26 protein-coding genes and 1 other RNA gene are annotated in these 26,554 nt (G+C 58.7%); 16 read left to right on the forward strand and 11 right to left on the reverse strand.

Features of this window, described 5'->3' with window-relative positions:
• Positions 1-6 precede the first annotated feature (6 nt).
• The gene (gene rpiA / locus HWQ14_RS09150; protein WP_148418538.1) at positions 7-666 is read left to right on the forward strand and encodes a ribose-5-phosphate isomerase RpiA; all 660 of its coding nucleotides are present in this window, start codon (positions 7-9) and stop codon (positions 664-666) included.
• Between the two features lie 266 nt (positions 667-932).
• Positions 933-2,165 carry a phosphoglycerate dehydrogenase gene (serA, locus tag HWQ14_RS09155; protein ID WP_148418540.1) on the forward strand — a complete coding sequence of 411 codons (1,233 nt, stop codon included), beginning with the start codon at positions 933-935 and terminating at the stop codon, positions 2,163-2,165.
• 90 nt (positions 2,166-2,255) lie between these two features.
• Here serA and HWQ14_RS09160 read toward each other — a convergent pair whose 3' ends face one another.
• The 3 genes from HWQ14_RS09160 to zapA all read right to left on the reverse strand — a co-directional run bounded on the left by HWQ14_RS09160 (position 2,256) and on the right by zapA (position 3,434).
• On the reverse strand, positions 2,256-2,855 hold the full coding sequence (locus HWQ14_RS09160; protein ID WP_148418541.1) for a 5-formyltetrahydrofolate cyclo-ligase: 600 nt from the start codon (positions 2,853-2,855) through the stop codon (positions 2,256-2,258).
• Between the two features lie 24 nt (positions 2,856-2,879).
• Positions 2,880-3,063, reverse strand: a non-coding RNA gene (gene ssrS, locus HWQ14_RS09165) — 6S RNA.
• A 41-nt stretch (positions 3,064-3,104) separates the two neighbouring features.
• Entirely contained in the window at positions 3,105-3,434 is a 330-nt protein-coding gene (gene zapA / locus HWQ14_RS09170; protein WP_006811891.1) for a cell division protein ZapA, read from the reverse strand.
• Between the two features lie 167 nt (positions 3,435-3,601).
• On the opposite strand from zapA, the gene HWQ14_RS09175 reads away from it, so the two are divergent.
• The 8 genes from HWQ14_RS09175 (at position 3,602) to HWQ14_RS09210 (ending at position 13,632) form a co-directional block, all read left to right on the forward strand.
• Positions 3,602-4,180, forward strand: a complete 579-nt coding sequence (locus tag HWQ14_RS09175) for a YecA family protein (protein WP_148418542.1) — start codon at positions 3,602-3,604, stop codon at positions 4,178-4,180.
• A gap of 31 nt (positions 4,181-4,211) precedes the next feature.
• Positions 4,212-5,525 (forward strand): Xaa-Pro aminopeptidase, encoded by a 1,314-nt coding sequence (gene pepP, locus HWQ14_RS09180; RefSeq protein ID WP_176611176.1) that lies wholly within the window; start codon positions 4,212-4,214, stop codon positions 5,523-5,525.
• Positions 5,522-6,700 (forward strand): 2-octaprenyl-6-methoxyphenyl hydroxylase, encoded by a 1,179-nt coding sequence (ubiH, locus tag HWQ14_RS09185; RefSeq protein ID WP_176609533.1) that lies wholly within the window; start codon positions 5,522-5,524, stop codon positions 6,698-6,700. The genes pepP and ubiH overlap by 4 nt, the downstream gene beginning before the upstream one ends.
• A gap of 14 nt (positions 6,701-6,714) precedes the next feature.
• Positions 6,715-7,917 carry an FAD-dependent 2-octaprenylphenol hydroxylase gene (ubiI, locus tag HWQ14_RS09190; protein ID WP_176609534.1) on the forward strand — a complete coding sequence of 401 codons (1,203 nt, stop codon included), beginning with the start codon at positions 6,715-6,717 and terminating at the stop codon, positions 7,915-7,917.
• Between the two features lie 397 nt (positions 7,918-8,314).
• Positions 8,315-9,409 carry a glycine cleavage system aminomethyltransferase GcvT gene (gene gcvT, locus HWQ14_RS09195; RefSeq protein WP_176609535.1) on the forward strand — a complete coding sequence of 365 codons (1,095 nt, stop codon included), beginning with the start codon at positions 8,315-8,317 and terminating at the stop codon, positions 9,407-9,409.
• A 23-nt stretch (positions 9,410-9,432) separates the two neighbouring features.
• Positions 9,433-9,822, forward strand: a complete 390-nt coding sequence (gene gcvH, locus HWQ14_RS09200) for a glycine cleavage system protein GcvH (protein ID WP_006811885.1) — start codon at positions 9,433-9,435, stop codon at positions 9,820-9,822.
• 122 nt (positions 9,823-9,944) lie between these two features.
• Positions 9,945-12,818, forward strand: coding sequence for an aminomethyl-transferring glycine dehydrogenase (gcvP, locus tag HWQ14_RS09205; protein ID WP_176609536.1), 2,874 nt, complete (start codon positions 9,945-9,947; stop codon positions 12,816-12,818).
• Positions 12,819-12,888: 70 nt separating this feature from the next.
• The gene (locus HWQ14_RS09210; protein WP_148418547.1) at positions 12,889-13,632 is read left to right on the forward strand and encodes an SDR family oxidoreductase; all 744 of its coding nucleotides are present in this window, start codon (positions 12,889-12,891) and stop codon (positions 13,630-13,632) included.
• 2 nt (positions 13,633-13,634) lie between these two features.
• On the opposite strand, the gene HWQ14_RS09215 is transcribed toward HWQ14_RS09210, so the two are convergent.
• The 6 genes from HWQ14_RS09215 to HWQ14_RS09240 form a co-directional block, all read right to left on the reverse strand.
• On the reverse strand, positions 13,635-14,096 hold the full coding sequence (locus HWQ14_RS09215) for a protein disulfide oxidoreductase (RefSeq protein ID WP_413815241.1): 462 nt from the start codon (positions 14,094-14,096) through the stop codon (positions 13,635-13,637).
• Between the two features lie 28 nt (positions 14,097-14,124).
• Positions 14,125-14,727, reverse strand: a complete 603-nt coding sequence (locus tag HWQ14_RS09220) for a DsbA family protein (RefSeq protein WP_176609537.1) — start codon at positions 14,725-14,727, stop codon at positions 14,125-14,127.
• 1 nt (position 14,728) lies between these two features.
• A complete protein-coding gene (locus HWQ14_RS09225) occupies positions 14,729-16,738 on the reverse strand; it encodes a protein-disulfide reductase DsbD family protein (protein ID WP_176609538.1) in 2,010 nt (669 codons plus the stop codon).
• 48 nt (positions 16,739-16,786) lie between these two features.
• The gene (locus tag HWQ14_RS09230) at positions 16,787-17,146 is read right to left on the reverse strand and encodes a copper resistance protein (RefSeq protein WP_176609539.1); all 360 of its coding nucleotides are present in this window, start codon (positions 17,144-17,146) and stop codon (positions 16,787-16,789) included.
• 124 nt (positions 17,147-17,270) lie between these two features.
• Positions 17,271-18,704, reverse strand: coding sequence for a 6-phospho-beta-glucosidase BglA (gene bglA / locus HWQ14_RS09235; RefSeq protein WP_176609540.1), 1,434 nt, complete (start codon positions 18,702-18,704; stop codon positions 17,271-17,273).
• Between the two features lie 116 nt (positions 18,705-18,820).
• Positions 18,821-19,552: a MurR/RpiR family transcriptional regulator gene (locus tag HWQ14_RS09240; protein ID WP_148418661.1), complete on the reverse strand. Its 732-nt coding sequence runs from the start codon at positions 19,550-19,552 to the stop codon at positions 18,821-18,823.
• Between the two features lie 266 nt (positions 19,553-19,818).
• Between HWQ14_RS09240 and trhA the strand changes: the two genes are divergently transcribed.
• Complete coding sequence (gene trhA, locus HWQ14_RS09245; RefSeq protein ID WP_148418552.1) at positions 19,819-20,478, forward strand: PAQR family membrane homeostasis protein TrhA; 660 nt, start codon at positions 19,819-19,821, stop codon at positions 20,476-20,478.
• 111 nt (positions 20,479-20,589) lie between these two features.
• Here trhA and ygfZ read toward each other — a convergent pair whose 3' ends face one another.
• Positions 20,590-21,570: a tRNA-modifying protein YgfZ gene (ygfZ, locus tag HWQ14_RS09250; RefSeq protein ID WP_176609541.1), complete on the reverse strand. Its 981-nt coding sequence runs from the start codon at positions 21,568-21,570 to the stop codon at positions 20,590-20,592.
• Positions 21,571-21,864: 294 nt separating this feature from the next.
• Here ygfZ and sdhE point away from each other — a divergent pair, with 294 nt between their 5' ends.
• Both sdhE and HWQ14_RS09260 read left to right on the forward strand, forming a co-directional pair.
• On the forward strand, positions 21,865-22,131 hold the full coding sequence (sdhE, locus tag HWQ14_RS09255; RefSeq protein WP_010435322.1) for an FAD assembly factor SdhE: 267 nt from the start codon (positions 21,865-21,867) through the stop codon (positions 22,129-22,131).
• Entirely contained in the window at positions 22,112-22,522 is a 411-nt protein-coding gene (locus HWQ14_RS09260) for a protein YgfX (protein ID WP_148418554.1), read from the forward strand. The genes sdhE and HWQ14_RS09260 overlap by 20 nt, the downstream gene beginning before the upstream one ends.
• Before the next feature lie 5 nt (positions 22,523-22,527).
• On the opposite strand, the gene fldB is transcribed toward HWQ14_RS09260, so the two are convergent.
• Entirely contained in the window at positions 22,528-23,049 is a 522-nt protein-coding gene (fldB, locus tag HWQ14_RS09265) for a flavodoxin FldB (protein WP_148418555.1), read from the reverse strand.
• Between the two features lie 101 nt (positions 23,050-23,150).
• Here fldB and xerD point away from each other — a divergent pair, with 101 nt between their 5' ends.
• The 3 genes from xerD to recJ are packed head-to-tail and all read left to right on the forward strand — an operon-like array spanning position 23,151 to position 26,528.
• Positions 23,151-24,047: a site-specific tyrosine recombinase XerD gene (gene xerD / locus HWQ14_RS09270; protein WP_003863442.1), complete on the forward strand. Its 897-nt coding sequence runs from the start codon at positions 23,151-23,153 to the stop codon at positions 24,045-24,047.
• A gap of 28 nt (positions 24,048-24,075) precedes the next feature.
• On the forward strand, positions 24,076-24,789 hold the full coding sequence (dsbC, locus tag HWQ14_RS09275) for a bifunctional protein-disulfide isomerase/oxidoreductase DsbC (protein ID WP_148418556.1): 714 nt from the start codon (positions 24,076-24,078) through the stop codon (positions 24,787-24,789).
• 5 nt (positions 24,790-24,794) lie between these two features.
• Positions 24,795-26,528, forward strand: a complete 1,734-nt coding sequence (gene recJ / locus HWQ14_RS09280) for a single-stranded-DNA-specific exonuclease RecJ (protein ID WP_176609542.1) — start codon at positions 24,795-24,797, stop codon at positions 26,526-26,528.
• Positions 26,529-26,554 lie beyond the last annotated feature (26 nt).

The raw sequence follows: 26,554 nt of genomic DNA on the forward strand, positions 1-26,554 counted from the left end.
ACGATCATGACGCAGGATGAACTGAAAAAAGCAGTAGGATGGGCCGCTCTCCAGTACGTACAGCCGGGTACCATTGTCGGTGTTGGTACGGGGTCGACGGCGGCACACTTTATCGATGCACTCGGCACGATGAAGGGGCAGATCGAGGGCGCGGTTTCCAGCTCCGATGCTTCCACGGAAAAGCTGAAAAGCCTCGGCATTACCGTTTTCGATCTCAACGAAGTGGATCGTCTGGGGATTTACGTTGATGGCGCGGATGAAATCAACGGCCACATGCAGATGATCAAAGGCGGCGGCGCGGCGCTGACCCGTGAAAAGATCATCGCCTCCGTAGCGGACAAATTTATCTGCATCGCAGACGCCTCCAAGCAGGTCGACATTCTGGGTAATTTCCCGCTGCCGGTTGAAGTGATCCCTATGGCGCGCAGCGCCGTGGCGCGCGCGCTGGTGAAGCTGGGCGGCCGTCCGGAATACCGCCAGGGCGTGGTGACCGATAACGGCAACGTGATCCTCGACGTTCACGGTCTCGAGATCCTCGACGCGATCGCGCTGGAGAATGCGATTAACGGCATCCCGGGCGTCGTAACCGTAGGGCTATTTGCCAACCGTGGCGCGGACGTGGCGCTGATCGGCACGGCTGACGGCGTGAAAACCATCGTAAAATGATCTGACGGGGGGAGCTCTCCCCCCGCTAAAAAAATTTTGAAACGCTAAATTCGGTGACTTGTGTCACGTTTTTCCGCCTCTTTTGCCGATCCTGCCACGTTCATAAATTTCCACAGCATTTTCCTCTGTCATTTTGCTCTGTATGACTTTTCTTCAGAGTGCCGACGCAAACGTTCATATTGCTGCAATAGTTTTTTTTGATATGTTGGCTGCACGGGATTTATATCCAGCACAACATCAGTTCAGATAAAAACAGGGTCGGGTAAATGGCAAAGGTATCACTGGAGAAAGACAAGATTAAATTCCTGCTGGTCGAGGGCGTGCACCAGAAAGCGCTCGATAGCCTTCGTGCGGCGGGTTATACCAACATCGAATTTCACAAAGGCGCGCTGGACTCGGAAGAGCTGAAAGCGTCCATCCGTGATGCCCATTTCATTGGCCTGCGATCCCGTACCCAACTGACTGAAGACGTTATTGCCGCGGCGGAAAAGCTGGTGGCGATCGGCTGTTTCTGCATCGGCACCAACCAGGTGGACCTGAATGCTGCCGCAAAACGCGGTATCCCGGTCTTTAACGCCCCGTTCTCCAACACCCGTTCCGTGGCGGAGCTGGTCATTGGCGAGCTGCTGCTGCTGCTGCGCGGCATTCCGGAGGCTAACGCCAAAGCACACCGCGGCGTGTGGAACAAGCTGGCGTCCGGCTCCTACGAAGCGCGTGGTAAAAAGCTGGGGATTATCGGTTACGGCCACATTGGTACGCAGCTCGGTATTCTGGCGGAATCTCTCGGTATGCACGTGTTTTTCTACGATATCGAAAGCAAGCTGCCGCTGGGTAACGCGACGCAGGTGCAGCATCTGTCTGACCTGCTGAACATGAGCGACGTGGTCAGCCTGCACGTGCCGGAAAACGCCTCCACCAAAAACATGATGGGCGCGGAAGAGCTGGCGCTGATGAAGCCGGGCTCGCTGCTGATCAACGCCGCGCGCGGCACGGTGGTCGATATTCCTGCGCTGTGCGATGCGCTGAAGCGTAAGCATCTGGCGGGGGCGGCTATCGACGTATTCCCGACGGAGCCTGCCACCAACAGCGATCCGTTCACCTCTCCGCTGTGCGAGTTCGACAACGTGATCCTGACGCCGCACATCGGTGGGTCAACTCAGGAAGCGCAGGAGAATATCGGCCTGGAAGTGGCGGGTAAGCTGAGCAAATACTCCGATAACGGTTCAACGCTCTCTGCGGTGAACTTCCCGGAGGTGTCTCTGCCGCTGCACGGCGGTCGCCGCCTGCTGCACATCCACGAGAACCGTCCGGGCGTGCTGACCGCCATCAACCAGATCTTTGCCGAGCAGGGCGTAAACATTGCCGCACAGTATCTGCAAACCAACTCGCAGATGGGTTACGTGGTGATTGATATTGAAGCGGATGAAGACATCGCGGAAAAAGCGCTGCAGAGCATGAAGACCATTCCGGGAACGATTCGCGCGCGTCTGCTTTACTGATATGTGAGGTTTGATGCCCTCACCCCATCCCTCTCCCACAGGGAGAGGGCGAAAATATCAAAAACGGTAACTGGCGTTACCGTTTTGCTTTTACCTCCACTCCCACAGCTTCGACGGCGTCACCACCGCCGGGAGCGGAATATCCCACTTCTCAACGGGCAAGGCTTCTACAGCCTGGCAGTCATGCGCATAACCCACCGGCTGCAGGCCATACTGCTGCCAGTTTTGCAGCGTTCTGTCATAGAACCCGCCGCCCATGCCTAATCGCTGACCCTGCTCATCAAACGCCACCAGCGGCACGACCAGCACGTCCAGCTCAGCCAGCGGCAGCACGTCGCGCACGTCGAGTCTGGGTTCGGTAATTTTCAGACGATTTACCACCAGCTCGCTGTGCGGATGGTAGTGCAAAAACAGGAGATGGCCTTTGCTGAACGGATGCAGCACCGGCAGGTACACTCGCTTTCCGGCGCGCCAGAGCTGGTCGATAAGCGGTTGGGTATCCAGCTCGCCGTCAAACGAGAGAAACAGCGCGACCGTGTTTGCCATCACCACAGGCGGATAGGCCATCATACGGGCGGCGGCCTGCTGGGCAAAATGCGCTTGCCGATCGGGGGTTAACGCGCGGCGGCGTTGACGAATGAGCTGACGAATGTCCTGGCGTGAAGCAGAAACTTCAGGGAATTGAGTCATGGTAGTCGGTAGAAGAAAAGAGAGGGAATCTCCGAGATGCCGCCGCAGGCTGTAACCCTTGAACCCTTGGTTCAAGGTGAATGTGTCGTCATAGTTTTAAGGCTTCTCGGACGAACCGAGCATGCTCACCAACCATGGAGCGCCACATTCTTGTGGTATGAAATATCGGCTCAGGGGACTGGCCCGCTTGCGAACATCTCAGAGAAATTTTGTCTTCACAGTTACTCTACCATAGTCAACTGCGAAGTGTTATTCAAACTTTGGTCCCGGTCTTTCGGGATTGCGACCCTGATCAAGCAATGCCTGTTCTATGGTCTGCTGGAGCATTTTAATGCGCTGCTCCATGCTGGCCGCGTAGTCGCGGGTCTTCGCTTTTTCCTGAGTCAGTTCATAGCTGATGTTCAACGCGGCGATGAAAACCAGCTGCTCAGTATTTGTGACTCTAGTGCGTTCTTTTAGATCTTGCAACCGCTGATTCAAATCGTCCGCAGCCTGATTCAAAGCATCCCTTTGTTCAGGCGGACAATTCACTCGCAGTGAACGGCCAAAAATCTGGAGATCGACGGGTTGTGCAGACATGCCACCTTCCTGCTGATTGACTGCGCTGCCTTCGCTTACTGCCCCGTGGGCTGCGAAGGGGCGACACTATAGCTACCCTGATGTGAAGATACAAGCCCTTTTCTGGTATCACCAGGGTCCAAAGTGGTAGCATATCATGAATATCCTCCCTTTGATGACGAATGCGTATGTCTATACAGAACGAAATGCCTGGTTACAAGGATTTAAGCCAGTTACTGAACCAGCAGGGAGTCGGTTTAACCCCTGCCGAAATGCACGGTCTGATCAGCGGCATACTGTGCGGCGGAAACAGCGACAGCTCATGGCAGCCGCTGATCCACGACCTCACGAACGAAGGGCTGGCGTTTGGCCACGAACTGGCGGAAGCGCTGCGTAAAATGCACGCCGCAACCAGCGACTCCCTGGAAGACGATGGCTTTCTTTTTCAGCTTTATCTGCCTGAAGGCGATGACGTCAGCGTGTTCGATCGCGCCGATGCGCTCGCGGGCTGGGTAAACCACTATCTGCTTGGCCTCGGCGTAACCCAGCCTAAACTTGATAAAGTGACCGGCGAAGCGGGTGAGGCGATTGACGATCTGCGTAATATCGCCCAGCTTGGTTACGACGAGGACGAAGATCAGGAAGAGCTGGAGATGTCTCTCGAAGAGATCATCGAGTATGTTCGCGTGGCGTCTCTGCTGTGCCACGACAACTTTACGCGCTCGCAGCCGACCGCGCCGGAAGTTCGCAAGCCAACATTACATTAAGAACAATAACGCACAGGAGGGTGTCATGGTTATCTCCAGTCAAGAATATTCTCGCCGTCGTCAGGCGCTGCTGGCCACAATGCAGCCGGGAAGCGCTGCCCTGATTTTTGCTGCGCCGGAAGTGACGCGAAGCGCCGACAGCGAATACCCCTATCGCCAGAGCAGCGATTTCTGGTACTTCACGGGTTTCAACGAGCCGGAAGCGGTACTGGTGCTGATTAAGAGCAATGACACCCATAACCACAGCGTGATTTTTAACCGCGTCCGCGATTTAACGGCTGAAATCTGGTTTGGCCGTCGCCTGGGGCAAGAGGCGGCACCGGAAAAGCTGGGCGTTGACCGCGCGCTGGCCTTCAGTGAAATCAACCAGCAGCTCTATCAGCTGCTCAACGGGCTCGACGTGCTCTACCACGCGCAGGGCGAATATGCCTATGCGGATGAGATTGTTTTCACCGCGCTGGACAAGCTGCGTAAAGGCTCGAGGCAGAATCTCTCGGCGCCCGCTACGCTCATCGACTGGCGGCCGGTGGTGCACGAGATGCGCCTGTTCAAGTCAGAAGAAGAACTCAACGTGATGCGCCGCGCGGGCGAAATCAGCGCGCTGGCGCATACCCGGGCCATGGAAAAGTGCCGTCCCGGCATGTTCGAGTACCAGCTTGAAGGCGAAATTCACCATGAATTTAACCGCCACGGCGCGCGCTTCCCGTCCTACAACACCATCGTTGGCGGCGGGGAAAACGGCTGCATCCTGCACTACACCGAAAACGAAAGTGAGCTGCGCGACGGCGATCTGGTGCTGATTGACGCCGGTTGCGAATATCAGGGTTATGCAGGGGACATCACCCGCACCTTCCCGGTAAACGGCAAATTCACGCCCGCGCAGCGCGAAATCTATGACATCGTGCTGGAGTCTCTGGAGACCGCGCTGACGCTGTTCCGTCCGGGCACCTCTATCCAGGACGTCACGGGTGAGGTGGTGCGCATCATGATTACCGGGCTGGTTAAGCTCGGCATTCTGCAAGGCGATGTGGATGCCCTCATCGCTGAAAACGCCCATCGCCCGTACTTTATGCACGGCCTGAGCCACTGGCTGGGGCTGGACGTGCATGACGTGGGTGCATACGGTCAGGACCGTTCGCGCCTGCTGGAGCCTGGCATGGTGCTGACCGTCGAGCCGGGGCTGTACATCGCGCCGGATGCCGACGTGCCGGAACCGTATCGCGGGATTGGCATTCGTATCGAAGACGACATCGTCATCACCGAAACCGGTAACGAAAACCTGACCGCGACCGTTGTAAAAAAAGCCGAGGAGATCGAGGCGCTGATGGCGGCGGCACGCGTATGAGCGTGATCATCGTTGGCGGAGGCATGACCGGCGCTACCCTGGCGCTGGCCATTTCGCACTTAACCAAAGGCCAGCTTCCGGTGCATCTCGTCGAGGCGGTTGCGCCGCAGGCGAGCGACCATCCTGGTTTCGATGCTCGCGCCATCGCGCTGGCGCAGGGAACCTGCCAGCAGCTGTCGCGCATCGGGATCTGGCAGGCGATAGCGGATTGCGCAACGGCGATCCGCACCGTTCACGTCAGCGATCGCGGTCATGCCGGGTTCGTGACGCTGGACGCGCACGACTACCGGATAGCGGCGCTGGGGCAGGTCGTGGAGCTGCATGACGTGGGGCTGAGGCTGTTCCGTCTGTTACAGGACGCGCCGGGCGTTACGCTGCACTGTCCGGCGCGCGTTGCCGGATTTAGCCGCCGTGACGAGGCCGTCAGCGTGACGCTGGACAACGGTACCACGCTTGAGGGGCAGCTGCTGGTGGCGGCGGATGGCTCACGCTCTGCGCTCGCCACGCAGTGCGGCGTTGAATGGCACACTCAGCCTTATGGCCAGGTGGCGGTCATCGCTAACGTCTCTACGGCGGGCGCGCATAACGGCAGGGCCTTTGAGCGCTTTACGCAGCACGGCCCGCTGGCCATGCTGCCGATGTCGAACGGACGCTGTTCGCTGGTGTGGTGCCATGCGCAGGATAAGGCCGATGAGGTGCTCTCCTGGTCCGACGAACGTTTTTGTGCCGAGCTGCAAAAAGCCTTTGGCTGGCGGCTTGGGCGTATCACCCACGCGGGCAAGCGGGTGGTTTATCCGCTTTCGCTGACGACCGCATCGCAGACGGTTTCCCATCGCGTCGCCATGGTCGGCAATGCCGCGCAGACGCTGCACCCCATCGCCGGGCAAGGCTTCAACCTTGGCCTGCGCGACGTAATGAGCCTGGCTGAGCTGCTGGCGCAGGCGTGGGGCGAACAGCGGGATTGTGGCGCATACTCAGTGCTGAGCCATTACCAGAAACGACGTGAGGGGGACAGAGCGGCGACCGTTGGCGTCACCGACGGCCTGGTCCACCTGTTTGCCAATCGCTGGGCGCCGTTAGTTGCGGGTCGCAACCTCGGGCTGATGGCGATGGAACTGTTCATTCCGGCACGTGACGTGCTGGCGCAGCGGACCCTGGGTTGGGTCGCGCGTTAAATGGAGTAATCACCGTGCAAAATGTTGATGTCGCCATTGTTGGCGGCGGAATGGTAGGACTGGCGCTGGCCTGTGGCTTACAGGGCAGCGGCCTGCGCGTGGCCGTGCTTGAGCAAAAAGCGCCGCAGCCCGTGGCGCAGGATGCACCGCCGGAGCTGCGCGTCTCGGCGATCAATGCGGCCAGCGAAAAGTTACTGACGCACCTCGGCGTCTGGTCTGAGATCGTGGCGCAGCGCGCCAGCTGCTATCACGGCATGGAAGTGTGGGACAAAGACAGCTTTGGCCGCATCGCGTTTGACGATGAAAGCATGGGCTACAGCCACCTTGGGCACATCGTCGAGAACGCGGTGATCCACCACGCGCTGTGGCGCAAAGCGCAGCAGTGCAGCGACGTCACCCTTATCGCTCCCGCCACGCTTCAGCAGGTGGCATGGGGCGAAAACGACGCGTTTCTGACGCTGGAAAGCGGCGACATGCTGACCGCGCGTCTGGTGGTGGGGGCCGACGGCGCAAATTCCTGGCTGCGTAACAAAGCGGATATTCCGCTGACCTTCTGGGATTACCGCCATCACGCGATGGTTGCCACGATCCGCACCGAAGAGCCGCACGGCGGCATCGCGCGCCAGATTTTCCACAACGACGGTATTCTGGCCTTCCTGCCGCTTGCCGATCCGCATCTGTGCTCCATCGTCTGGTCTCTGGTGCCGGAAAAAGCGCAGCAGATGCAGGAGGCGACGCCGGAGGCGTTCAGCCAGGCGCTGTGCATGGCCTTTGATAACCGTCTGGGCCTGTGCACGCTTGAAAGCGAGCGTCAGGTGTTCCCGTTAACCGGCCGCTACGCGCGTCAGTTTGCGGCGCACCGTCTGGCCCTGGTGGGCGATGCGGCGCATACCATTCACCCGCTGGCCGGGCAGGGGGTTAACCTCGGCTTCATGGACGCGGCTGAGCTGGTTGAGGAGCTGCGTCGTCTGCATCGTGAAGGCAAAGACATTGGTCAGCATCTTTATCTGCGCCGCTACGAGCGCAGCCGCAAGCACAGCGCGGCGATGATGCTGGCGGGCATGCAGGGCTTCCGCGAGCTGTTTGCCGGCGCGAACCCGGCGAAAAAACTGCTGCGGGATATCGGTCTGAAACTTGCTGATACCCTTCCGGGCGTCAAGCCACAGCTTCTTCGTCAGGCAATGAGCCTTAACGATCTGCCCGACTGGCTACGATAGTATTGACCCCCGTCACACTTTATTTTCCCGGCCTCCGCGCCGGGTGAATATCCTCGTTTGAAATAATCTAATTTCACCTCATTTTTCGCATTAGAAAATCTAATCTTACTATTTTTATGTTACGGAAATTCTGGCCGTTTTTCCGCACGAAATATCACCATCTGCTAAATCCTGTAAGAAGAATGTTAATTTTATGCGGGTTTAGTCGCATTTTGCCAGTCGATAACTCTGTAGGCTTTCCTGCGTTTTTTGGTCATAAGCTAATGTGATGACCCGCTTTACCTTATGGTTAACCGCCGGTTTCGGTGGTAAGTTCAGGTAAAAGAGAACGTTTGCGTCGGCTCCGGATGGCGAGGCCGACACCGGGTTTCACGGTGAATTTTTCAACGAGGAAAAGATGGCTCAACAGACTCCTTTGTACGAACAGCACGTGTTATGCGGCGCCCGCATGGTGGACTTCCACGGCTGGATGATGCCGCTGCACTACGGCTCGCAAATTGATGAGCATCACGCGGTGCGCACCGATGCCGGTATGTTCGACGTGTCCCACATGACGATTGTCGACCTGCGCGGAAGCCGCACCCGGGAGTTTTTGCGTTATCTGCTGGCAAACGACGTCGCCAAACTGAAGACGCCGGGCAAAGCGCTTTATACCGGCATGCTCAATGCCTCGGGCGGCGTGATTGATGACCTCATCGTCTATTACTTCACAGAAGATTTCTTCCGCCTCGTTGTCAACTCCGCCACCCGCGAAAAAGACCTCTCCTGGATCGCCCAACACGCTGAACCTTACGCCATCGACATCACCGTTCGTGATGACCTGTCGCTGATTGCCGTGCAGGGCCCGAACGCCCAGGCGAAAGCCGCCTCCCTGTTTAACGACGAGCAGCGTAAGGCCACCGAAGGCATGAAGCCGTTCTTCGGCGTGCAGGCGGGCGATCTGTTTATTGCCACCACCGGCTACACCGGTGAAGCGGGCTATGAAATTGCCATGCCAAATGAAAAAGCCGCTGATTTCTGGCGCGCGTTGGTGGAGGCGGGCGTGAAGCCTGCGGGCCTGGGGGCGCGCGATACGCTGCGTCTGGAAGCGGGTATGAACCTTTACGGCCAGGAGATGGACGAGGGCGTTTCTCCGCTGGCGGCCAACATGGGCTGGACCATCGCGTGGGAACCGGCTGACCGTGACTTTATTGGCAGGGAAGCGCTGGAGATGCAGCGTGAAAAGGGCACTGAACAGCTGGTTGGCCTGGTGATGAAGGAAAAAGGCGTGCTGCGCGGCGAACTGCCGGTGCGCTTCACCGATGCCGACGGTAACCACCGCGAAGGCACGATCACCAGCGGAACCTTCTCCCCAACGCTCGGCTACAGTATTGCCCTGGCTCGCGTGCCGGCGGGTATTGGTGAAACGGCGGTGGTGCAGATCCGCAACCGTGAAATGCCGGTCAACGTGACCAAACCGATTTTTGTTCGCGCCGGTAAGCCGGTCGCCTAACTATTTTTATCAGGAGAACTTCAATGAGCAATGTGCCAGCAGAACTGAAATACAGCAAAGAACACGAGTGGCTGCGCAAAGAGGCGGACGGCACCTACACCGTTGGGATCACCGAGCACGCGCAGGAGCTGCTGGGCGATATGGTGTTTGTTGACCTGCCGGAAGTGGGCGCAACCGTGAGCGCAGGCGACGACTGCGCGGTGGCTGAGTCCGTTAAAGCGGCCTCTGACATCTATGCTCCCGTCAGCGGTGAAATTGTTGCCGTAAACGACGCGCTGAGCGACTCCCCGGAGCTGGTGAACAGCGAGCCGTATGAAGGCGGCTGGATCTTTAAGATCAAAGCCAGCGACGAAGCGCAGGTTGCCGCGCTGCTGGATGCGACCGCGTACGAAGCCCTGTTAGAAGACGAGTAAGCCATTATCCCTCTCCCTTCGGGAGAGGGCAGGGGTGAGGGTGCCCATCTTCCTCTCACCCTAACCCTCTCCCAAAGGGAGAGGGAACTTAAATTCACTGCACGTTTCAGGAACCATCGCTCATGACACAGACTTTAAGCCAGCTTGAAAACCGTGGCGCCTTCATTGAACGTCACATTGGGCCGGATGCTCAGCAACAGCAGGAGATGCTGAAGACAGTTGGCGCGGATTCATTAAACGCACTGATCGGCCAGATCGTGCCAAAAGACATCCAGCTTGCCACGCCGCCGCAGGTGGGCGAGTCCACCACGGAGTTCGCCGCGCTGGCGGAGCTGAAGGCCATTGCCGGCCTCAACAAGCGCTATAAGTCTTACATTGGCATGGGCTACACCAACGTGCAGTTACCGCCGGTGATCCTGCGTAACATGCTGGAAAATCCGGGCTGGTACACCGCTTATACCCCGTATCAGCCAGAAGTGTCCCAGGGCCGCCTGGAGGCGCTGCTGAACTTCCAGCAGGTGACGCTGGATCTGACCGGTATGGATATCGCCTCTGCCTCTCTGCTGGATGAAGCGACCGCCGCCGCCGAAGCGATGGCGATGGCGAAGCGCGTGAGCAAGCTGAAAAACGCCAGCCGCTTCTTCGTGGCGGCGGACGTGCATCCGCAAACGCTGGACGTGGTGCGTACCCGTGCGGAAACCTTCGGTTTTGACGTGATCGTCGACGACGCTGACAAAGTGCTGGATCACCAGGACGTCTTCGGCGTGCTGTTACAGCAGGTAGGCACGACCGGTGAAGTTCACGACTATGGCACGCTGATTGCCGAGCTGAAGTCCCGCAAAGTGGTAGTCAGCGTCGCCGCCGATTTTATGGCGCTGGTGCTGCTGACGGCGCCGGGCAAACAGGGCGCGGATATTGTCTTCGGTTCTGCGCAACGCTTCGGCGTGCCGATGGGCTACGGCGGCCCGCACGCGGCGTTCTTCGGCGCGAAAGATGAATTCAAACGCTCCATGCCTGGCCGTATTATCGGCGTCTCAAAAGATGCTGCCGGTAACACCGCGCTGCGTATGGCGATGCAGACCCGCGAGCAGCATATCCGCCGCGAGAAAGCGAACTCCAATATCTGTACCTCGCAGGTGCTGCTGGCAAACATCGCCAGCCTGTACGCGGTGTTCCACGGTCCGGCCGGGCTGAAACGCATTGCCGGCCGCATCCACCGTCTGGCCGATATTCTGGCCTGCGGCCTGAAGCAGAAAGGCCTTAAGCTGCGTCATGAGCACTACTTCGACACCCTTTGCGTTGACGTGGCGGACAAGGCGGCCGTGCTGGCGCGCGCTGATGCAGCGCGAATCAACCTGCGCAGCGACATCCATCATGCTGTGGGGATCACCCTTGATGAATCCACGACTCGCGACGATATCGCGACGCTGTTTGACGTACTGCTGGGTGATGCGCACGGTCTGGACGTTGACGCGCTGGACAAAGAGGTGGCGCACGACAGCCGCTCCATTCAGGAGAGCATGCTGCGTGTTGACGCGATCCTGACCCACCCGGTGTTCAACCGCTACCACAGCGAAACCGAGATGATGCGCTATATGCACTCTCTGGAGCGCAAGGATCTGGCGCTGAACCAGGCGATGATCCCGCTGGGATCCTGCACCATGAAGCTGAACGCCGCGGCGGAGATGATCCCCATTACCTGGCCTGAATTCTCCGAGCTGCACCCGTTCTGCCCGGCCGAGCAGGCGGAAGGTTATCACATGATGATCAACCAGCTGTCCGACTGGCTGGTGAAGCTGACCGGTTACGACGCCCTCTGCATGCAGCCGAACTCCGGCGCGCAGGGTGAATATGCGGGCCTGCTGGCGATCCGTCACTATCACGAAAGCCGCAACGAGGGCCACCGCGATATCTGCCTGATCCCAAGCTCCGCCCACGGCACCAACCCGGCCTCTGCGCAGATGGCGGGAATGGAAGTGGTGGTCGTGGCCTGCGATAAAAACGGCAACATCGATCTCGCCGACCTGCGCGCGAAAGCGGAGCAGGCGGGTGAGAAGCTCTCCTGCATCATGGTCACCTACCCGTCCACCCACGGCGTGTACGAAGAGACCATCCGTGAAGTGTGCGAAGTAGTGCATCAGTTCGGCGGCCAGGTTTACCTCGACGGCGCGAACATGAACGCCCAGGTGGGCATCACCTCGCCGGGCTTTATCGGCGCGGACGTGTCGCACCTGAACCTGCATAAAACGTTCTGTATTCCGCACGGCGGCGGCGGCCCGGGTATGGGGCCAATCGGCGTGAAAGCGCACCTGGCTCCGTTTGTGCCGGGCCACAGCGTGGTGCAGATCGAAGGCATGCTGACTCGTCAGGGCGCGGTCTCTGCGGCACCGTTCGGCAGCGCCTCTATTCTGCCAATCAGCTGGATGTACATCCGCATGATGGGCGCGGAAGGGCTGAAGCAGGCCAGCCAGGTGGCGATCCTCAACGCCAACTACATCGCAACGCGTCTGAAGGACGCTTATCCGGTGCTCTACACCGGCCGCGACGGTCGCGTGGCGCACGAATGTATCCTTGATATTCGTCCTCTGAAAGAAGAGACGGGCATCAGCGAGCTGGATATTGCCAAGCGTCTCATCGACTACGGCTTCCACGCGCCAACCATGTCCTTCCCGGTTGCGGGTACGCTGATGGTTGAGCCGACCGAGTCTGAAAGCAAGGTGGAGCTGGACCGCTTCATCGACGCGATGCTGGCGATCCGCAGCGAAATCGACCGCGTGAAGGGCGGGGAGTGGACGCTGGAAGATAACCCGCTGGTTAACGCGCCGCATACCCAGAACGAACTGGTGGCAGAGTGGAGCCACGGCTACACCCGCGAGCTGGCCGTCTTCCCGGCGGGCGTGGCAAACAAATACTGGCCGACCGTGAAGCGTCTTGATGACGTGTACGGCGACCGTAACCTGTTCTGCTCCTGCGTGCCGATGAGCGAATACCAGTAACCGGAATGGTGTAGTACTCCAGGCCGGGCAAGGCGATGCCGCCGCCCGGCTTTTTTATTGGGAGAAGAGAATGGCAATTGCACTGGTCACCGGCGCCAGCCGGGGCATTGGTAAAGCCACCGCGCTACAGCTGGCGCGCGAAGGCTACACCGTCGCGGTGAATTTTCACCACAACATCAGGGCCGCGACTGAGGTGATTAATCACATCGTGGAGGCGGGCGGAAAGGCCTTTGCCGTGCGCGCGGACATCAGCGACGAAGCGCAGGTGATGGCGATGTTCGACAGCATCGACCGCGAAGGTGAGCCGCTTGCCGCGCTGGTGAATAACGCCGGGATTTTGTTTGAACAGTCCACCGTTGAAAACCTCACCGCTGAACGTATTAACCGCGTGCTGGCCACTAACGTCACCGGCTATTTTCTCTGCTGTCGCGAGGCGGTAAAGCGCATGTCGCATAAGCACGGCGGCCAGGGAGGGGCGATTGTGAACGTCTCGTCGGCGGCGTCCAGGCTGGGCGCGCCGGGTGAATATGTGGATTATGCCGCCTCCAAGGGGGCGGTAGACTCCCTGACGACCGGCCTGGCGCTGGAGGTGGCGGCGCAGGGCATTCGCGTTAACTGCGTGCGGCCTGGCCTGATTTACACCGATATTCACGCCTCCGGCGGCGAGCCGGGGCGTGTGGATCGGGTGAAGTCACTGCTGCCCATGCAGCGCGGCGGTCAGCCGGAGGAGGTCGCCCAGGCCATCGTCTGGCTGCTGAGCGACAGCGCCTCCTATGTCACCGGCAGCTTCCTCGAGCTGGCTGGCGGCAAATAAGGCTACGACGCCAGCCACAGCCGCAGGCGCATTCCCCAGCCGCTGGTCCAGCCGGTGGTGATCGACTTCACCTCCCCGCGAGAAATCGTCACCAGCGTGGGCGTTACCTGAACGTCCCACTGGCGCGCCAGTTCCCCGCTGGCGTCGTTAACCGTGGGCATCGCCAGCTTCTTCTTCCCCAGCCACCGTTCGAGCGTAGCGTTATCGCCCGAGCGCAGTGCAACCGACATCACGTTGCCCCCGTCTGCGGCAAGCGCCGCTACCGACGGCGTGGTGTAGCGGCAGACGCCGCACCACGTCGCCCAGACGTAAACCAGCAGCGGGCGCTCCTCGCTCATGGCGATAAGATCGACAGGCTGACCGTCGAGGGTTTGCAGCGTGGTTGACGCGAAATTCTGCGGCAGCGCGGGCTGGCGGAAATAGTCCACCGCCAGGCTCACGGCTACGCCAATCAGCAACCACATCGCCAGCTCGCGCACCAGGCGCGGGAATTTACCCGCCACGGGCTTTTGCCAGCTGTTCTTTGACCAGCCCCTCCAGATCGTCATAAGGAATGGCGCCCGCGACCATCTGGTCACCGATGATGGTTGCCGGGGTGCCCTGAATATTCAGCACCTGCGACAGGATCAGGTTCATCTTTAAGCTGTCCATGGTTTTTTCATCCGTTTTAATGCCGTCCGTTCCGGTTTTAGCCCGCGCGGCGGCGATGCTGGCGTCATCGTGGTAGCCTTTTTTCATCATCAGCCGCTGGTGCAGCGCCCAGAATTTATCCGGCGCCTGCTGCCACGTCGAAAGCGCCGCTTTAGCGGCATTCACCGAGCTTTGCCCCTTGAACGGCAGCAGTTTGATGATGAGCTGCACGTCGGGATTCTCGTGCACGATTTTCTCCAGCATCGGGTCGAACTGCTTGCAGTAAGGGCAGTTGTAGTCCGTGAAGGAGACGATGGTGAGCTTCGGCGATGTCGCGCCCGTTCGCGGGCTGGCCGGATCGCTGAACAGCAGCGCCGCCAGCTGGTCATCGGAAGAACCCTCAGTCGGCGCGGCAAAACTGAACGTCGATAAAGAGAGCAGCAGTAAGGCGATAAATGTGCGCATGTTATTTTCCTTTCGCATCGGACAGGGTGGTAAGCACCGCTTCGCGGCTTAACAGCGGAGGCAGCACGTGGCCCTGCGGCAGCCCTGGTCCGTAAATCTGGTTAAACGGCACGGCGGCGCTGCCGCGCGTGGTTAAGAACTGGCTGATGGTGTCGGAGGGGCGGCTCCAGTCGCCGCGCAGGGCGACAACGTCCGGGGCGGATAGCGCATCCTGCACGTCGTCGCGCAGCAGCACGTTGTATTTATTGGCTTTACAGGTCACGCACCAGTCGGCGGTGACGTCAATAAATACCCGCTTATTCTCCGCCAGCGCGCGGGCTATGGCCTGCTCGCTGAGCGGCTGCCAGTTAATACGATCGCGGCGGGAACCCTCGCTGCCGGAGCCGGAAACAAACGCGACCGCTCCAGCCACCGCTATGGCGAATGCCCCGGCGCGCAGAGCCGTTTGCCAGCGGTAGCGCCAGGCGGTGACCAGCAGCAGAGCGAGGATCAGGAGTACGCCCAGCGTGATAACGGGCACGGTGCCAATGTGCACCGTCAGCAGGCTCAGCAGCCACAGCGATGAGCCAAGCATCATCAGGCCGAGCGCCACTCGCACGACGTTCATCCAGCGTCCCGGTCGCGGCAGCTTCCGGGCCAGCCCCGGCCAGGCGGCAACCAGCAGCCACGGCAGGCTCATGCCGATCCCCATTGCCAGGAAGATCCCCCACAGCAGGGGAAGCGGCGCCGCCAGCGCGACCGATACCGCAGTGCCGAGGAACGGCGCGGTGCAGGGCGTCGCCAGCAGCGTAGCGAACGCGCCTTGCCAGAAATGGCCAGCCAGGCCGTTCCCGCCGCGCGTGGCGAGGAACGTGCTGGTGCCGGAAGGGAGACGAATTTCAAATAATCCCAGCAGGCTGGCGCTGAACAGCACCATCACCAGCGCCATTGCGGCAATGAACCACGGGTTCTGGAACTGGATCCCCCAGCCAAGCGCCTGATTGCCCAGCCGTAATACCGTCATCATCAGCGCCAGCGCGAGGAACGAGATAACGATCCCGGCGACTGAGGCAAGAAACTGGCGGCGCACCTGAACGCGGGCCTGCTGCTCGGTTTGCATCAGCGTGCCCAGCTTCATGGCCAGCACGGGCAATACGCAGGGCATGACGTTGAGGATCAGACCGCCGGCCAGCGCCATCAGCAGCACCCAGCCCAGCGAGAACGCCGGCGCGGCGTTGCCCGGCTGAATGCTCAGGCTGGACTCCTGCGCCTGCCCGCTATCGGCGAGAACCAGCGACAGGGTTTTGCCGCTGAGGTTGGGCGCGTCCTCGCCCCAGCTATCCGTCACGGGCACGGTGGCCACCAGCGAATGACCGCGCACGGCGAGGGTCGGCTTGCCGAAATCCACATCGTCCATGCCGTCGATAAACAGCGACGGCTCCTGCCAGCCTGCGTCACGTTGTGCCGTTACGGTCAGTTTGCCGGGGGCGTAGCTGGCGCTGAGCGCTGAGGTCAACCCGCCGCTGAGCGGAAGGGTGCCCATTGCCCGGCTGAAGTCGTAATCAAAACCGGCTCCTGCGGGCGCGGTCATGTCCAGCGAAAACGGGTAGTCAGTCAGAATGCAGACGTTGCTACAGGTAGATAGCGTCAGCACGCCGCTTAAGGTTTGGGGGATCTCGCCGCGCAGGGTGATGGGAAAGCTCACGTCGCCGTGATAGCCCTGCGTGGTTATACCCGCTACGTCGAAACGCTGCGGGGTGGGCCAGCGCCAGGCTGCGTCCACAGGCTGATGCCAGGCGATCGCGGGTGCGACGCCGCCTTCTCCCGGCGAGCGCCAGTAGGTCTTCCAGCCTTTTTGCAGGGCGACGTCCAGCAGCAGGCGGGTTTCGCCAGCGCTTTCGGATTGCGCACGCAGCCTGACGCTGGCGTGCTGATTATCGGCGGCGCGCAGCCAGCCGCTGTCGGCGGCCTGGCTGAGGGGCAGCCATAGCCAGAGCAGGCAGACCAGCAGTCGCCTGAATACAGTAAACATAAATTATCTCCGTAAATGATGAATTAACCTGAAATGACAGGCCGATCCTCACTCACGGAAGACGCATAATCGCAGATGCACCCGTAATCGGGGCGGGGAAATAACGCGGGGAGGCCACAGCCGCTCGCGGCGCGGCGGGTTCGCTGCCAGCAACGCCAGCAGCAGGGTAACGGCAAACAGGGCACCTTCAAACAAGATTGGCGGGACCGCCATCAGCGACTTGGCGCTGAGCTCACACGGCGTAACCGGCGCGTCGACGCTCTCCTGGCCCTGCTGAACAGTCTGAGCTGAGGCGGTGACATTCATGACGAGCGCGTGCATCCCGGCCATCCGCTGGGCGGTGCATATCAGCACTACCAGACAGGCCAGGGCTACCAGCAGGATAGCGTTGCGTTGTCGCTTGATCATGTTCGCCTCTAATATTCAGGACGCCTATATTATCGGGCGAACATATTTTGGCAACGCTAAAGCTGTAAAGAAGTGTCTGGATGATAAGCGGTTTGCCCTCTCCGCTGGCAGAGAGGGCGAGCCGTTACAGTGTTTCGCCGTTGCTGGCAATCACGGTTTTGTACCACTCAAAGCTTTTCTTACGGGAGCGGGACATGTCGCCGGTGCCGTCGTCGTGCTTGTTCACGTAGATAAAGCCGTAGCGCTTGCTGTACTGGCCGGTGGTGAAGGAGACGCAGTCAATGCAGCCCCACGGGGTATAGCCCATCAGATCCACGCCGTCCCAGGTCACGGCCTTCATCATCTCTTCCACGTGGGCGCGCAGGTAGTCGATGCGGTAGTCATCGTTGATGCTGCCGTCCTCTTCCACGTTGTCGTAGGCGCCGAAACCATTTTCGACGATAAACAGCGGCTTCTGGTAACGCTCGTACAGTTCGCACAGCGAATAGCGCAGGCCCACCGGGTCAATCTGCCAGCCCCAGTCGGATGCCTTCACGTGCGGATTCGGCACGCTGCCTTCGAAGCCGGAAATGGCGTCACCGGTGCCGCCTTCCGCTTTCACCGCGTTGGTCATGTAGTAGCTGAAACCTAAGTAGTCGCAGGTGCCTTCACGCAGGATCTGTTCATCCCCCGCTTCCATTTTGATGGAGAACCCACGGCGCTCCCACTCGTTCAGCACGTAAGACGGGTAGTAGCCGCGCAGCTGCACGTCGGTAAAGACGTAGCGCTCGCGCATGGATTCCTGAGCAAACATGACGTCTTCTGGCTTGCAGGAGTAAGGATAGAGCGCCACCATCGCCAGCATGCAGCCAACCTTCATCTCCGGGTTGATGCGGCGTGCGGCCTTCACCGCCAGCGCGCTGGCCACGAACTGGTGGTGCAGCACCTGGTACATGGTCTCTTCGGGGTTGTCGTGTTCGGTATACACCACGCCGGAGCAGCAGTAGCCGAACAGCGGCGCGCGCCAGTTGCGCTGGTTATTGATTTCGTTGAAGGTCATCCAGTATTTGACCTTATTTTTGTAGCGCTCAAACACCACTTCCGAGAAGCGCACGAAGAAATCGACCACCTTACGGTTGGTCCATCCGCCGTATTCCTGAACGAGATGCAGCGGCATTTCAAAATGGGAGAGGGTGATCACCGGCTCGATGTTGTACTTCAGCAGTTCATCGAACATGTCGTCGTAAAACTTCAGCCCCTCTTCGTTTGGCTGAGCTTCATCTCCTTTCGGGAAGATGCGCGTCCAGGCAATGGAGGTACGGAAGCATTTGAAGCCCATCTCGGCAAACAGCTTAATGTCTTCTTTGTAATGGCCGTAAAAGTCCACGGCCTCGTGGTTCGGGTAATATTTGCCTTCAATCACGTCCTGAGTGATTTCACGCGGGACGCCGTGGGCCCCGCCGGTGAGCACGTCGCAGATGCTTGGCCCTTTGCCGCCTTTATTCCAGCCGCCTTCAACCTGGTGCGCCGCCACCGCGCCGCCCCATAAAAAATCTTTTGGTAAGGTCAGTTTTTTCATTTTTGCTATTCTCAATTAAGGACTTATTGATTTCGAGTCTAGCAAAGCGGAATTAAATGTCACGATATAACAATTCGCGCAAATTGTAATTTGTCACATCAAAAAAACAGGGTGTTTTATTCCGTTAATTTCTTCGCCAGTTTCCGCCCTAATGATTCCAGAATATAGATGACGGGAATTTGCGTGGTGATATCGTAGACGCCGCCAATTCGCGTTTGCGGCACGTGCCAGGAGAGATTAAAGTCTGCCAGCTTCGCGAGACGGGAATGTTCGTGGCTGGTAATGGAGAGCACCTTGCAGCGGTGAAGGCTGAACTGGCTGGCAAAGCGCAGGATCTCCTCGGTTTCGCCGGAGACGGAGAGCACAATCGCCAGCGCATTTTTAGCCATGTCGTTGGTGACCGGGAAATAAGGATCGTCGATATGGTTGCTGAATTTCCCGATATTAGAAAAGAAACGTGCGCCATATTTTGCCAGCGAGCCGGATGTGCCCGCGCCGACAAAGATAATTCGCTCAGATGATAAGATAATATCAACAGCCTCATCTAGCAGGGCATCGAACTCTTCGTTATTCACGCTTTTAAAGAAACTGATAATTTCGCTGGCGCCAAAATTTGCCTGCTGCGGCTCGTTCTGCTCCAGATAGAGCTTAAAGCGCACCCGAAATTCCGAATAGCCTTCGCAGTTGAGCTTACGACAGAAGCGCAGGACGGTGGTGGTGGAGACGCCAGCCGCATCCGCCAGCTCACGGATGGTCATGTACATCACCTTGTCGCGGTTCTTAATGACGTAGTTGTAGACCAGCATTTCCAGGTTATTGAGGCTGGCAATGGCGGAATGGGAGAAGATGCTCACAATGGCTACACTCGCTGTCGGACACTATTGATCAATCATACCATGCCCCCTGAAGCGGGAAGATGGTTTTATCTCCTTGATTACGCTGATATTAATAAAAACATATACATCTGTGCGGCGGATTCTTTTTTTATATCTATGATTTATAGCGTTAAATTATTAACGCGTATTTATTTTAGCTAACAGGTGTTCACTGGAATCATTCTCAGTTAGCATAGACTGGCGATGAATAATCATCTTTAGTTTTCCCGGAGTTAAGTATGGTGAGCAAACCATTAATCGCACAGGGATATTCACTGGCTGAGGAAGTAGCCAACAGTATTAGCCACGGCATTGGCCTGGTTTTTGGGATTGTCGGCCTGGTGCTGCTGCTGGTACAGGCAGCGGACACCAACGCCAGCGCGATGGCGATCGCCAGCTACAGCCTGTATGGCGGGAGTATGATCCTGCTTTTCCTGGCCTCGACGCTGTATCACGCTATTCCGCATCAACGGGCGAAGACATGGCTCAAAAAATTTGACCACTGCGCTATCTATCTTCTTATTGCAGGGACCTACACGCCGTTTTTGCTGGTGGGGTTAAACTCACCGCTGTCGCGTGGCCTGATGATTGTGATCTGGAGTCTGGCGCTGCTGGGGATCCTGTTTAAGCTGACCATCGCCCACCGGTTTAAGGTGCTGTCGCTGGTCACCTATCTGACGATGGGCTGGCTGTCGCTGATTGTGGTGTATCAGTTGGCTATTAAGCTTGCGGTGGGAGGGGTAACCCTTCTGGCGGTGGGCGGCGTGGTCTACTCGCTGGGCGTCATTTTCTACGTCTGCAAGCGCATCCCTTACAATCATGCCATCTGGCACGGCTTTGTGCTGGGGGGCAGTGTGTGCCACTTCCTGGCCATTTATCTGTATGTGGGGCAGGTGTAGTTTTTAGTAAGGTGCGGTCTGATGCCCTGAACCCGGCCCTCTCCCGGTGGGAGAGGGGGTATTCCAGAACCGCAGGCCGGGTAGGGCGAAGCCGTTACCCGGCATAAATGCTTAATCTTCCAGTGAATACGGCAGCGGCTGGATGCTCAGCGTGTTCGCATCATCCCGCACGCGGAACACGGTGTCGGGCTCCATATCATTATTCATAACAACCTGAACCAGCAGGCGCCCGTCGTCCAGCTGCACGGCGGCTAGCACGGTGCCGGTACGGCGCCAGTTTTCGCCCATTTTCATTTCGAGATCTTCGCCCGCTTCCGGCACGCGGCTGGCGTGTCCCGCCAGGGTCCACAGGGCGCGTTTGTTCGCTCCGCGGAATTTCGCACGCGCCACCATTTCCTGACCGGTGTAGCAGCCTTTCTTAAAGCTGATGCCGCCCAGCGCCTGAATGTTGGTTGCCTGCGGAATAAACTGCGCGCTGTTTGCCGCGTCAATCACCGGCAGACCCGCTTCGATGTTCAGCGCCAGCCACTGCTGGCTATTGTTGAGCTGTGCTTCGCCGCGCAGGGCGTCGGTGATGCGTTCTGCGGTAGCCACGTCCGTTACCAGCAGGAAGCGCTCCGCCGGATGTTCGAACCACAAAATGGAGGTTGCCCCTTCGCTAACCAGCTGTTTTTGCGCATCCGGCAGCTCGGCAAACAGTTTTTTCAGCGCTGCGCGCGCCTGGAAGCCCGCGACGCCCAGCAGAACGTGTTCATCGTCCGGCTCGATGCTGACCTTAGAAAAGACGGCGTATTTTTTCAGCTCCTTAAGCTGAGCGTCACGCAGGCTGCGGCGCTCAATAAAGGCGAACCCGTCCTGGCGGCGGAACAGACGGAGGTTGCTCCACATTTTGCCTTTTGGATCGCAGTGTGCGGCAAGCAGGTGCTGGTGTTCAGTCAGCTGCGCCACGTCCGCCGTGACCTGGCCTTGCAGGTATTTTTCACCGTCCGCACCGCTCAGCGTTGCCAGTGCCCAGTCATCAAGAGTAATCAGCGTCAGCGGCAGACGCGCAGAGGCGGCGGGCTGGCGAGGAGAAAATGGTGTAAATGCCATAGTGTTGTCCTGAATTGCTTAACGCTTTGATAATACCTAATGGTAAAAGAGACTGTATTCATTGCAAGCGCTTTCAGCAGGCCATTCGTGCCATTACCTGGTTATGCGTGGCGCTACGCAAAATAGTGTAATCCGCTGTCTTTAGAGGGATTATTCTGGAAGCCAGTACGAGGTTCGCAATATTCCAGTAAAGAAACGGTCAAAAACGCGTTACACTAGCAGGTGTTCCCGAAGAGCAATAATGAATACCGAACGGGATACCGACTGTGCCAAACGTAATGCAGGAAACAGAACATGGATATTAACAACAAGGCCCGTATTCACTGGGCGTGCCGTCGCGGCATGCGTGAACTTGATATCTCCATCATGCCCTTCTTCGAGTATGAGTATGACAGCTTAAGCGATGACGATAAGCGCCTGTTTGTCCGCCTGCTTGAGTCTGACGATCCGGATTTATTCAACTGGCTTATGAATCACGGCAAGCCCGCCGACACCGAGTTGCAACGGATGGTGCAATTAATTCAAACACGGAATCGGGAACGTGGTCCTGTGGCAATCTGATCTTCGCGTCTCGTGGCGCTCACAGTGGATGTCGTTACTGCTCCACGGTCTGGTCGCGGCGCTGGTGTTATTAATGCCGTGGCCGCTTAGCTACACCCCTTTGTGGTTGCTGTTGCTGTCGTTTGTGGTGTTTGACAGCGTGCGCAGCCAGCGTCGGATTAATGCCCGCCAGGGTGAAATTAAGCTGCTGATGGATTCTCGCCTGCGCTGGCAGGGAAAAGAGTGGGAGATTATCGGTGCACCATGGATGCTTAACGCCGGGATGATGCTGCGGTTGCGCCGGGTTGAGGGCGGTCGTCGTCAGCACCTGTGGCTGGCGGCAGACAGTATGGATGCCGCGGAGTGGCGCGATCTGCGCCGGCTGATGATGCAGCAGCCGACGCAGGAGTAAGCGCGTTAGCTGAACTGCTCGGCCATCTCGCCCAGAATCTGTTCGCACCAGGCTTGCAGGCGTTCGTCGCTGAGGTCGTACTGGTTGGTCTCATCCAGCGCGAGTCCGACAAACAGCTGGCCGTCGGCAATTATCGGCTTTTTACTGGTGAACTCGTAGCCTTCTGTTGGCCAGTAGCCGATAAACGTCGCGCCTTTGGGCGCCAGCTTGTCATGCAGCATGCCGAGCGCGTCGAGGAACCATTCACCGTAGCCCAGCTGGTCGCCCATGCCGTACATCGCGATGATTTTGCCGTCAAAATTGACGGAATCGAGCCGATCCCAGATAGCTTCCCAGTCTTCCTGTATCTCTCCGAAGTCCCAGGTGGGGATGCCAAGGATCAGCACATCGTACTGTTCCATCAGCGCGACCGCGTCATCTTTCAGGTTATGCAACGTCACCAGTTCCGGGCCAATGATGTCGCGAATTTTCTCCGCCGCCATTTCGGTGTAGCAGGTGCTGGAACCATAGAACAGACCAATATTCATCGCGTAACAATCTCAATTCTTGCTATGACTTTGCGCGTAGTGTACCAGAAACCGATGGCAATCAGGCATAATGGCCGGATTGCAGACCCAAAGGGGCTGATGTGGAAAAGGATCTCGCACTCATCGAACAGTTTCTCGACGCGCTGTGGCTGGAGAAAAACCTCGCTGAAAATACGCTCAGCGCCTATCGGCGGGATCTAACCCTGCTGGTGGAGTGGCTGGCGCATCGGGGGCTGACGCTTGAAAGCGCGCAAAGCGATGACCTGCAAGGGTTACTGGCCGAGCGCATGGAAGGGGGCTATAAAGCCACCAGCTCCGCGCGTCTGCTGAGCGCCATGCGCCGCCTGTTCCAGCACCTTTACCGCGAGAAAATCCGCGCGGACGACCCGAGCGCGCTGCTGGCCTCGCCCAAGCTGCCGCAGCGGTTGCCAAAAGATCTCAGCGAAGCACAAGTTGAGAGATTATTACAGTCGCCCGCGGTTGACCTTCCGCTGGAGTTACGCGATAAAGCCATGCTTGAACTATTGTATGCCACGGGCTTGCGCGTTTCTGAGCTGGTGGGCCTGACGATGAGCGATATCAGCCTGCGTCAGGGCGTGGTGCGCGTCATCGGTAAAGGAAATAAAGAACGGCTGGTGCCGCTCGGCGAAGAGGCGGTCTACTGGCTGGAGACGTATCTGGAGCACGGGCGTCCGTGGCTGCTGAACGGCGTCTCCATCGATGTATTATTCCCGAGCCAGCGCGCGCAGCAGATGACGCGACAAACCTTCTGGCATCGCATTAAACATTACGCCACACTGGCGGGTATAGACAGCGAGAAGCTGTCGCCGCACGTTTTGCGTCACGCCTTCGCGACGCATCTGCTAAACCACGGCGCTGATTTACGCGTGGTGCAGATGCTCCTTGGACACAGCGATCTTTCAACGACGCAGATTTACACCCATGTCGCGACGGAACGCCTGCGGCAGCTACACCAACAGCACCACCCTCGCGCGTGAGTGCCGACGAATTGTTACAGGATCATATATGAAAAAGACTTTTGCGCTGTTCACCCTGCTGGCAGCTTCGGTTACCGGTTTTGCCCATGCGGATGATGCCGCCATCAAACAGTCGCTGACCAAGCTCGGCGTTACCAGCAGCGATATTCAGCCTGCACCGGTGGCCGGTATGAAAACCGTCCTGACCAACAGCGGCGTGCTGTACGTGACCGAAGACGGGAAGCACATCATTCAGGGGCCGATGTACGACGTGAGCGGCGCGCAGCCGGTGAACGTCACCAACCAGCTGCTGATGAAAAACCTGAACGCGCTCGAAAAAGAGATGATCGTCTACAAAGCGGCGCAGGAAAAGCACGTTATTACCGTCTTCACCGACATCACCTGCGGCTACTGCCACAAGCTGCATGAAGAGATGAAAGACTACAACGCGCTGGGCATTACCGTGCGTTACCTGGCCTTCCCGCGCGCCGGCGTGCAGAGCCAGCCGGAGCAGGATATGAAGGCGATCTGGTGTGCGAAAGACCGCAACAAGGCCTTTGATGATGCGATGAACGGCAAAGGCGTGAAGCCTGCGTCCTGCGACATCGACATCGCTAACCACTACGCGCTGGGCGTGCAGTTTGGCGTAACCGGTACCCCTGCAATCGTACTGAGCAACGGCTACGTGGTGCCGGGCTATCAGGGGCCAAAAGAGATGAAAGCGTTCCTCGACGAGCACCAGAAACAGATGGGTGGTAAATAATTCGCGTGAAAGCCCCGATAAAACTGCGCCGCCGTGATGCGGGTGACACCGCTGATTTACCTGACGATCTTCCGCTGCTGTTAAAGCGGCTGTATGCCAGCCGCGGCGTGCGTACGGCAAGCGATCTTGAGCGCAGCGTCAAAGGCATGCTGCCCTGGCAGCAGCTGTCCGGCATCGAAAACGCCGCCGAAATGCTCTACAACGCGTTCCGTGAAGGGACGCGCATTGTGGTGGTGGGCGATTTTGATGCGGACGGCGCTACCAGCACCGCGCTGAGCGTGCTCAGCCTGCGGGCGCTGGGCTGCGATAACGTGACCTATCTGGTACCGAACCGCTTCGAAGATGGCTACGGCCTCAGCCCGGAAGTGGTCGATCAGGCCCACGCCCGTGGCGCGCAGATGATCATGACCGTGGATAACGGGATCTCGTCTCATGCCGGGGTCGATCATGCCCATCGGTTGGGGATCCCGGTACTGGTCACCGATCACCATCTGCCGGGGGACACCCTGCCTGCCGCCGAAGCGATTATTAACCCGAACCTGCGCGACTGCGATTTCCCGTCGAAATCGCTTGCCGGAGTAGGGGTGGCGTTTTATCTGATGCTGGCGTTACGCACGCTGCTGCGCGACAAGGGCTGGTTTGAATCGCGCGGGATTGCCGTACCGAACCTCGCGGAGTATCTCGATCTGGTGGCGCTGGGAACGGTAGCGGACGTTGTGCCGCTGGATGCCAATAACCGTATTCTCACCTGGCAGGGCTTGAGCCGCATTCGGGCGGGCAAATGCCGTCCGGGGATCAAGGCGCTGCTGGAAATCTCCAACCGCGATCCGCTGAAGCTTGCGGCAAGCGATTTGGGCTTTGCCCTCGGGCCGCGGCTGAACGCTGCCGGAAGGCTGGACGATATGTCCGTCGGCGTGGCGCTGCTGCTGTGCGACAACATCGGCGAGGCCCGCGTGCTGGCCAGCGAGCTGGACGCGCTAAACCAGACGCGTAAAGAGATTGAGCAGGGGATGCAGGCCGAAGCGCTGACCCTGTGCGAAAAGCTGGAGCGCAGCGGCGATACCCTGCCGGGCGGGCTGGCGATGTATCACCCCGAGTGGCACCAGGGCGTGGTGGGCATTCTGGCATCGCGCATTAAAGAGCGCTTCCACCGTCCGGTGATTGCGTTTGCGCCTGCTGGAGACGGCACGCTGAAAGGCTCTGGCCGTTCGATTCAGGGGCTGCACATGCGCGATGCGCTGGAGCGTCTCGACACGCTGCACCCGAACCTGATGATTAAGTTCGGCGGCCACGCGATGGCCGCGGGCCTGTCGCTGGAAGAGGCGAAGTTCGACGACTTCCAGCGCCTGTTTGGCGAGCTGGTCACCGAGTGGATCGATCCGGCGCTGTTGCAGGGGGAAGTGGTTTCAGACGGCGCGCTTTCCCCGGCAGAAATGACCATGGAAGTGGCGCAGATGCTGCGCGATGCGGGCCCGTGGGGGCAGATGTTCCCGGAGCCGCTTTTCGATGGACGCTTCCGCCTGCTGCAACAGCGCATCGTGGGCGAACGCCACCTCAAGGTGATGGTGGAACCGGTCGGCGGCGGTCCGCTGCTCGACGGTATAGCCTTCAACGTTGATACCTCCATCTGGCCGGACAACGGCGTGCGTGAGGTTGAGCTGGCCTACAAGCTGGATATTAACGAGTTTCGCGGTAACCGCTCCCTTCAGATCATCATCGACAATATCTGGCCAATTTAGCGTCAGTAATCTCTATAAAAAAGGGC

It is taken from the genome of Enterobacter cloacae (genome assembly GCF_013375935.1).
Classification (GTDB): domain Bacteria; phylum Pseudomonadota; class Gammaproteobacteria; order Enterobacterales; family Enterobacteriaceae; genus Enterobacter; species Enterobacter pasteurii.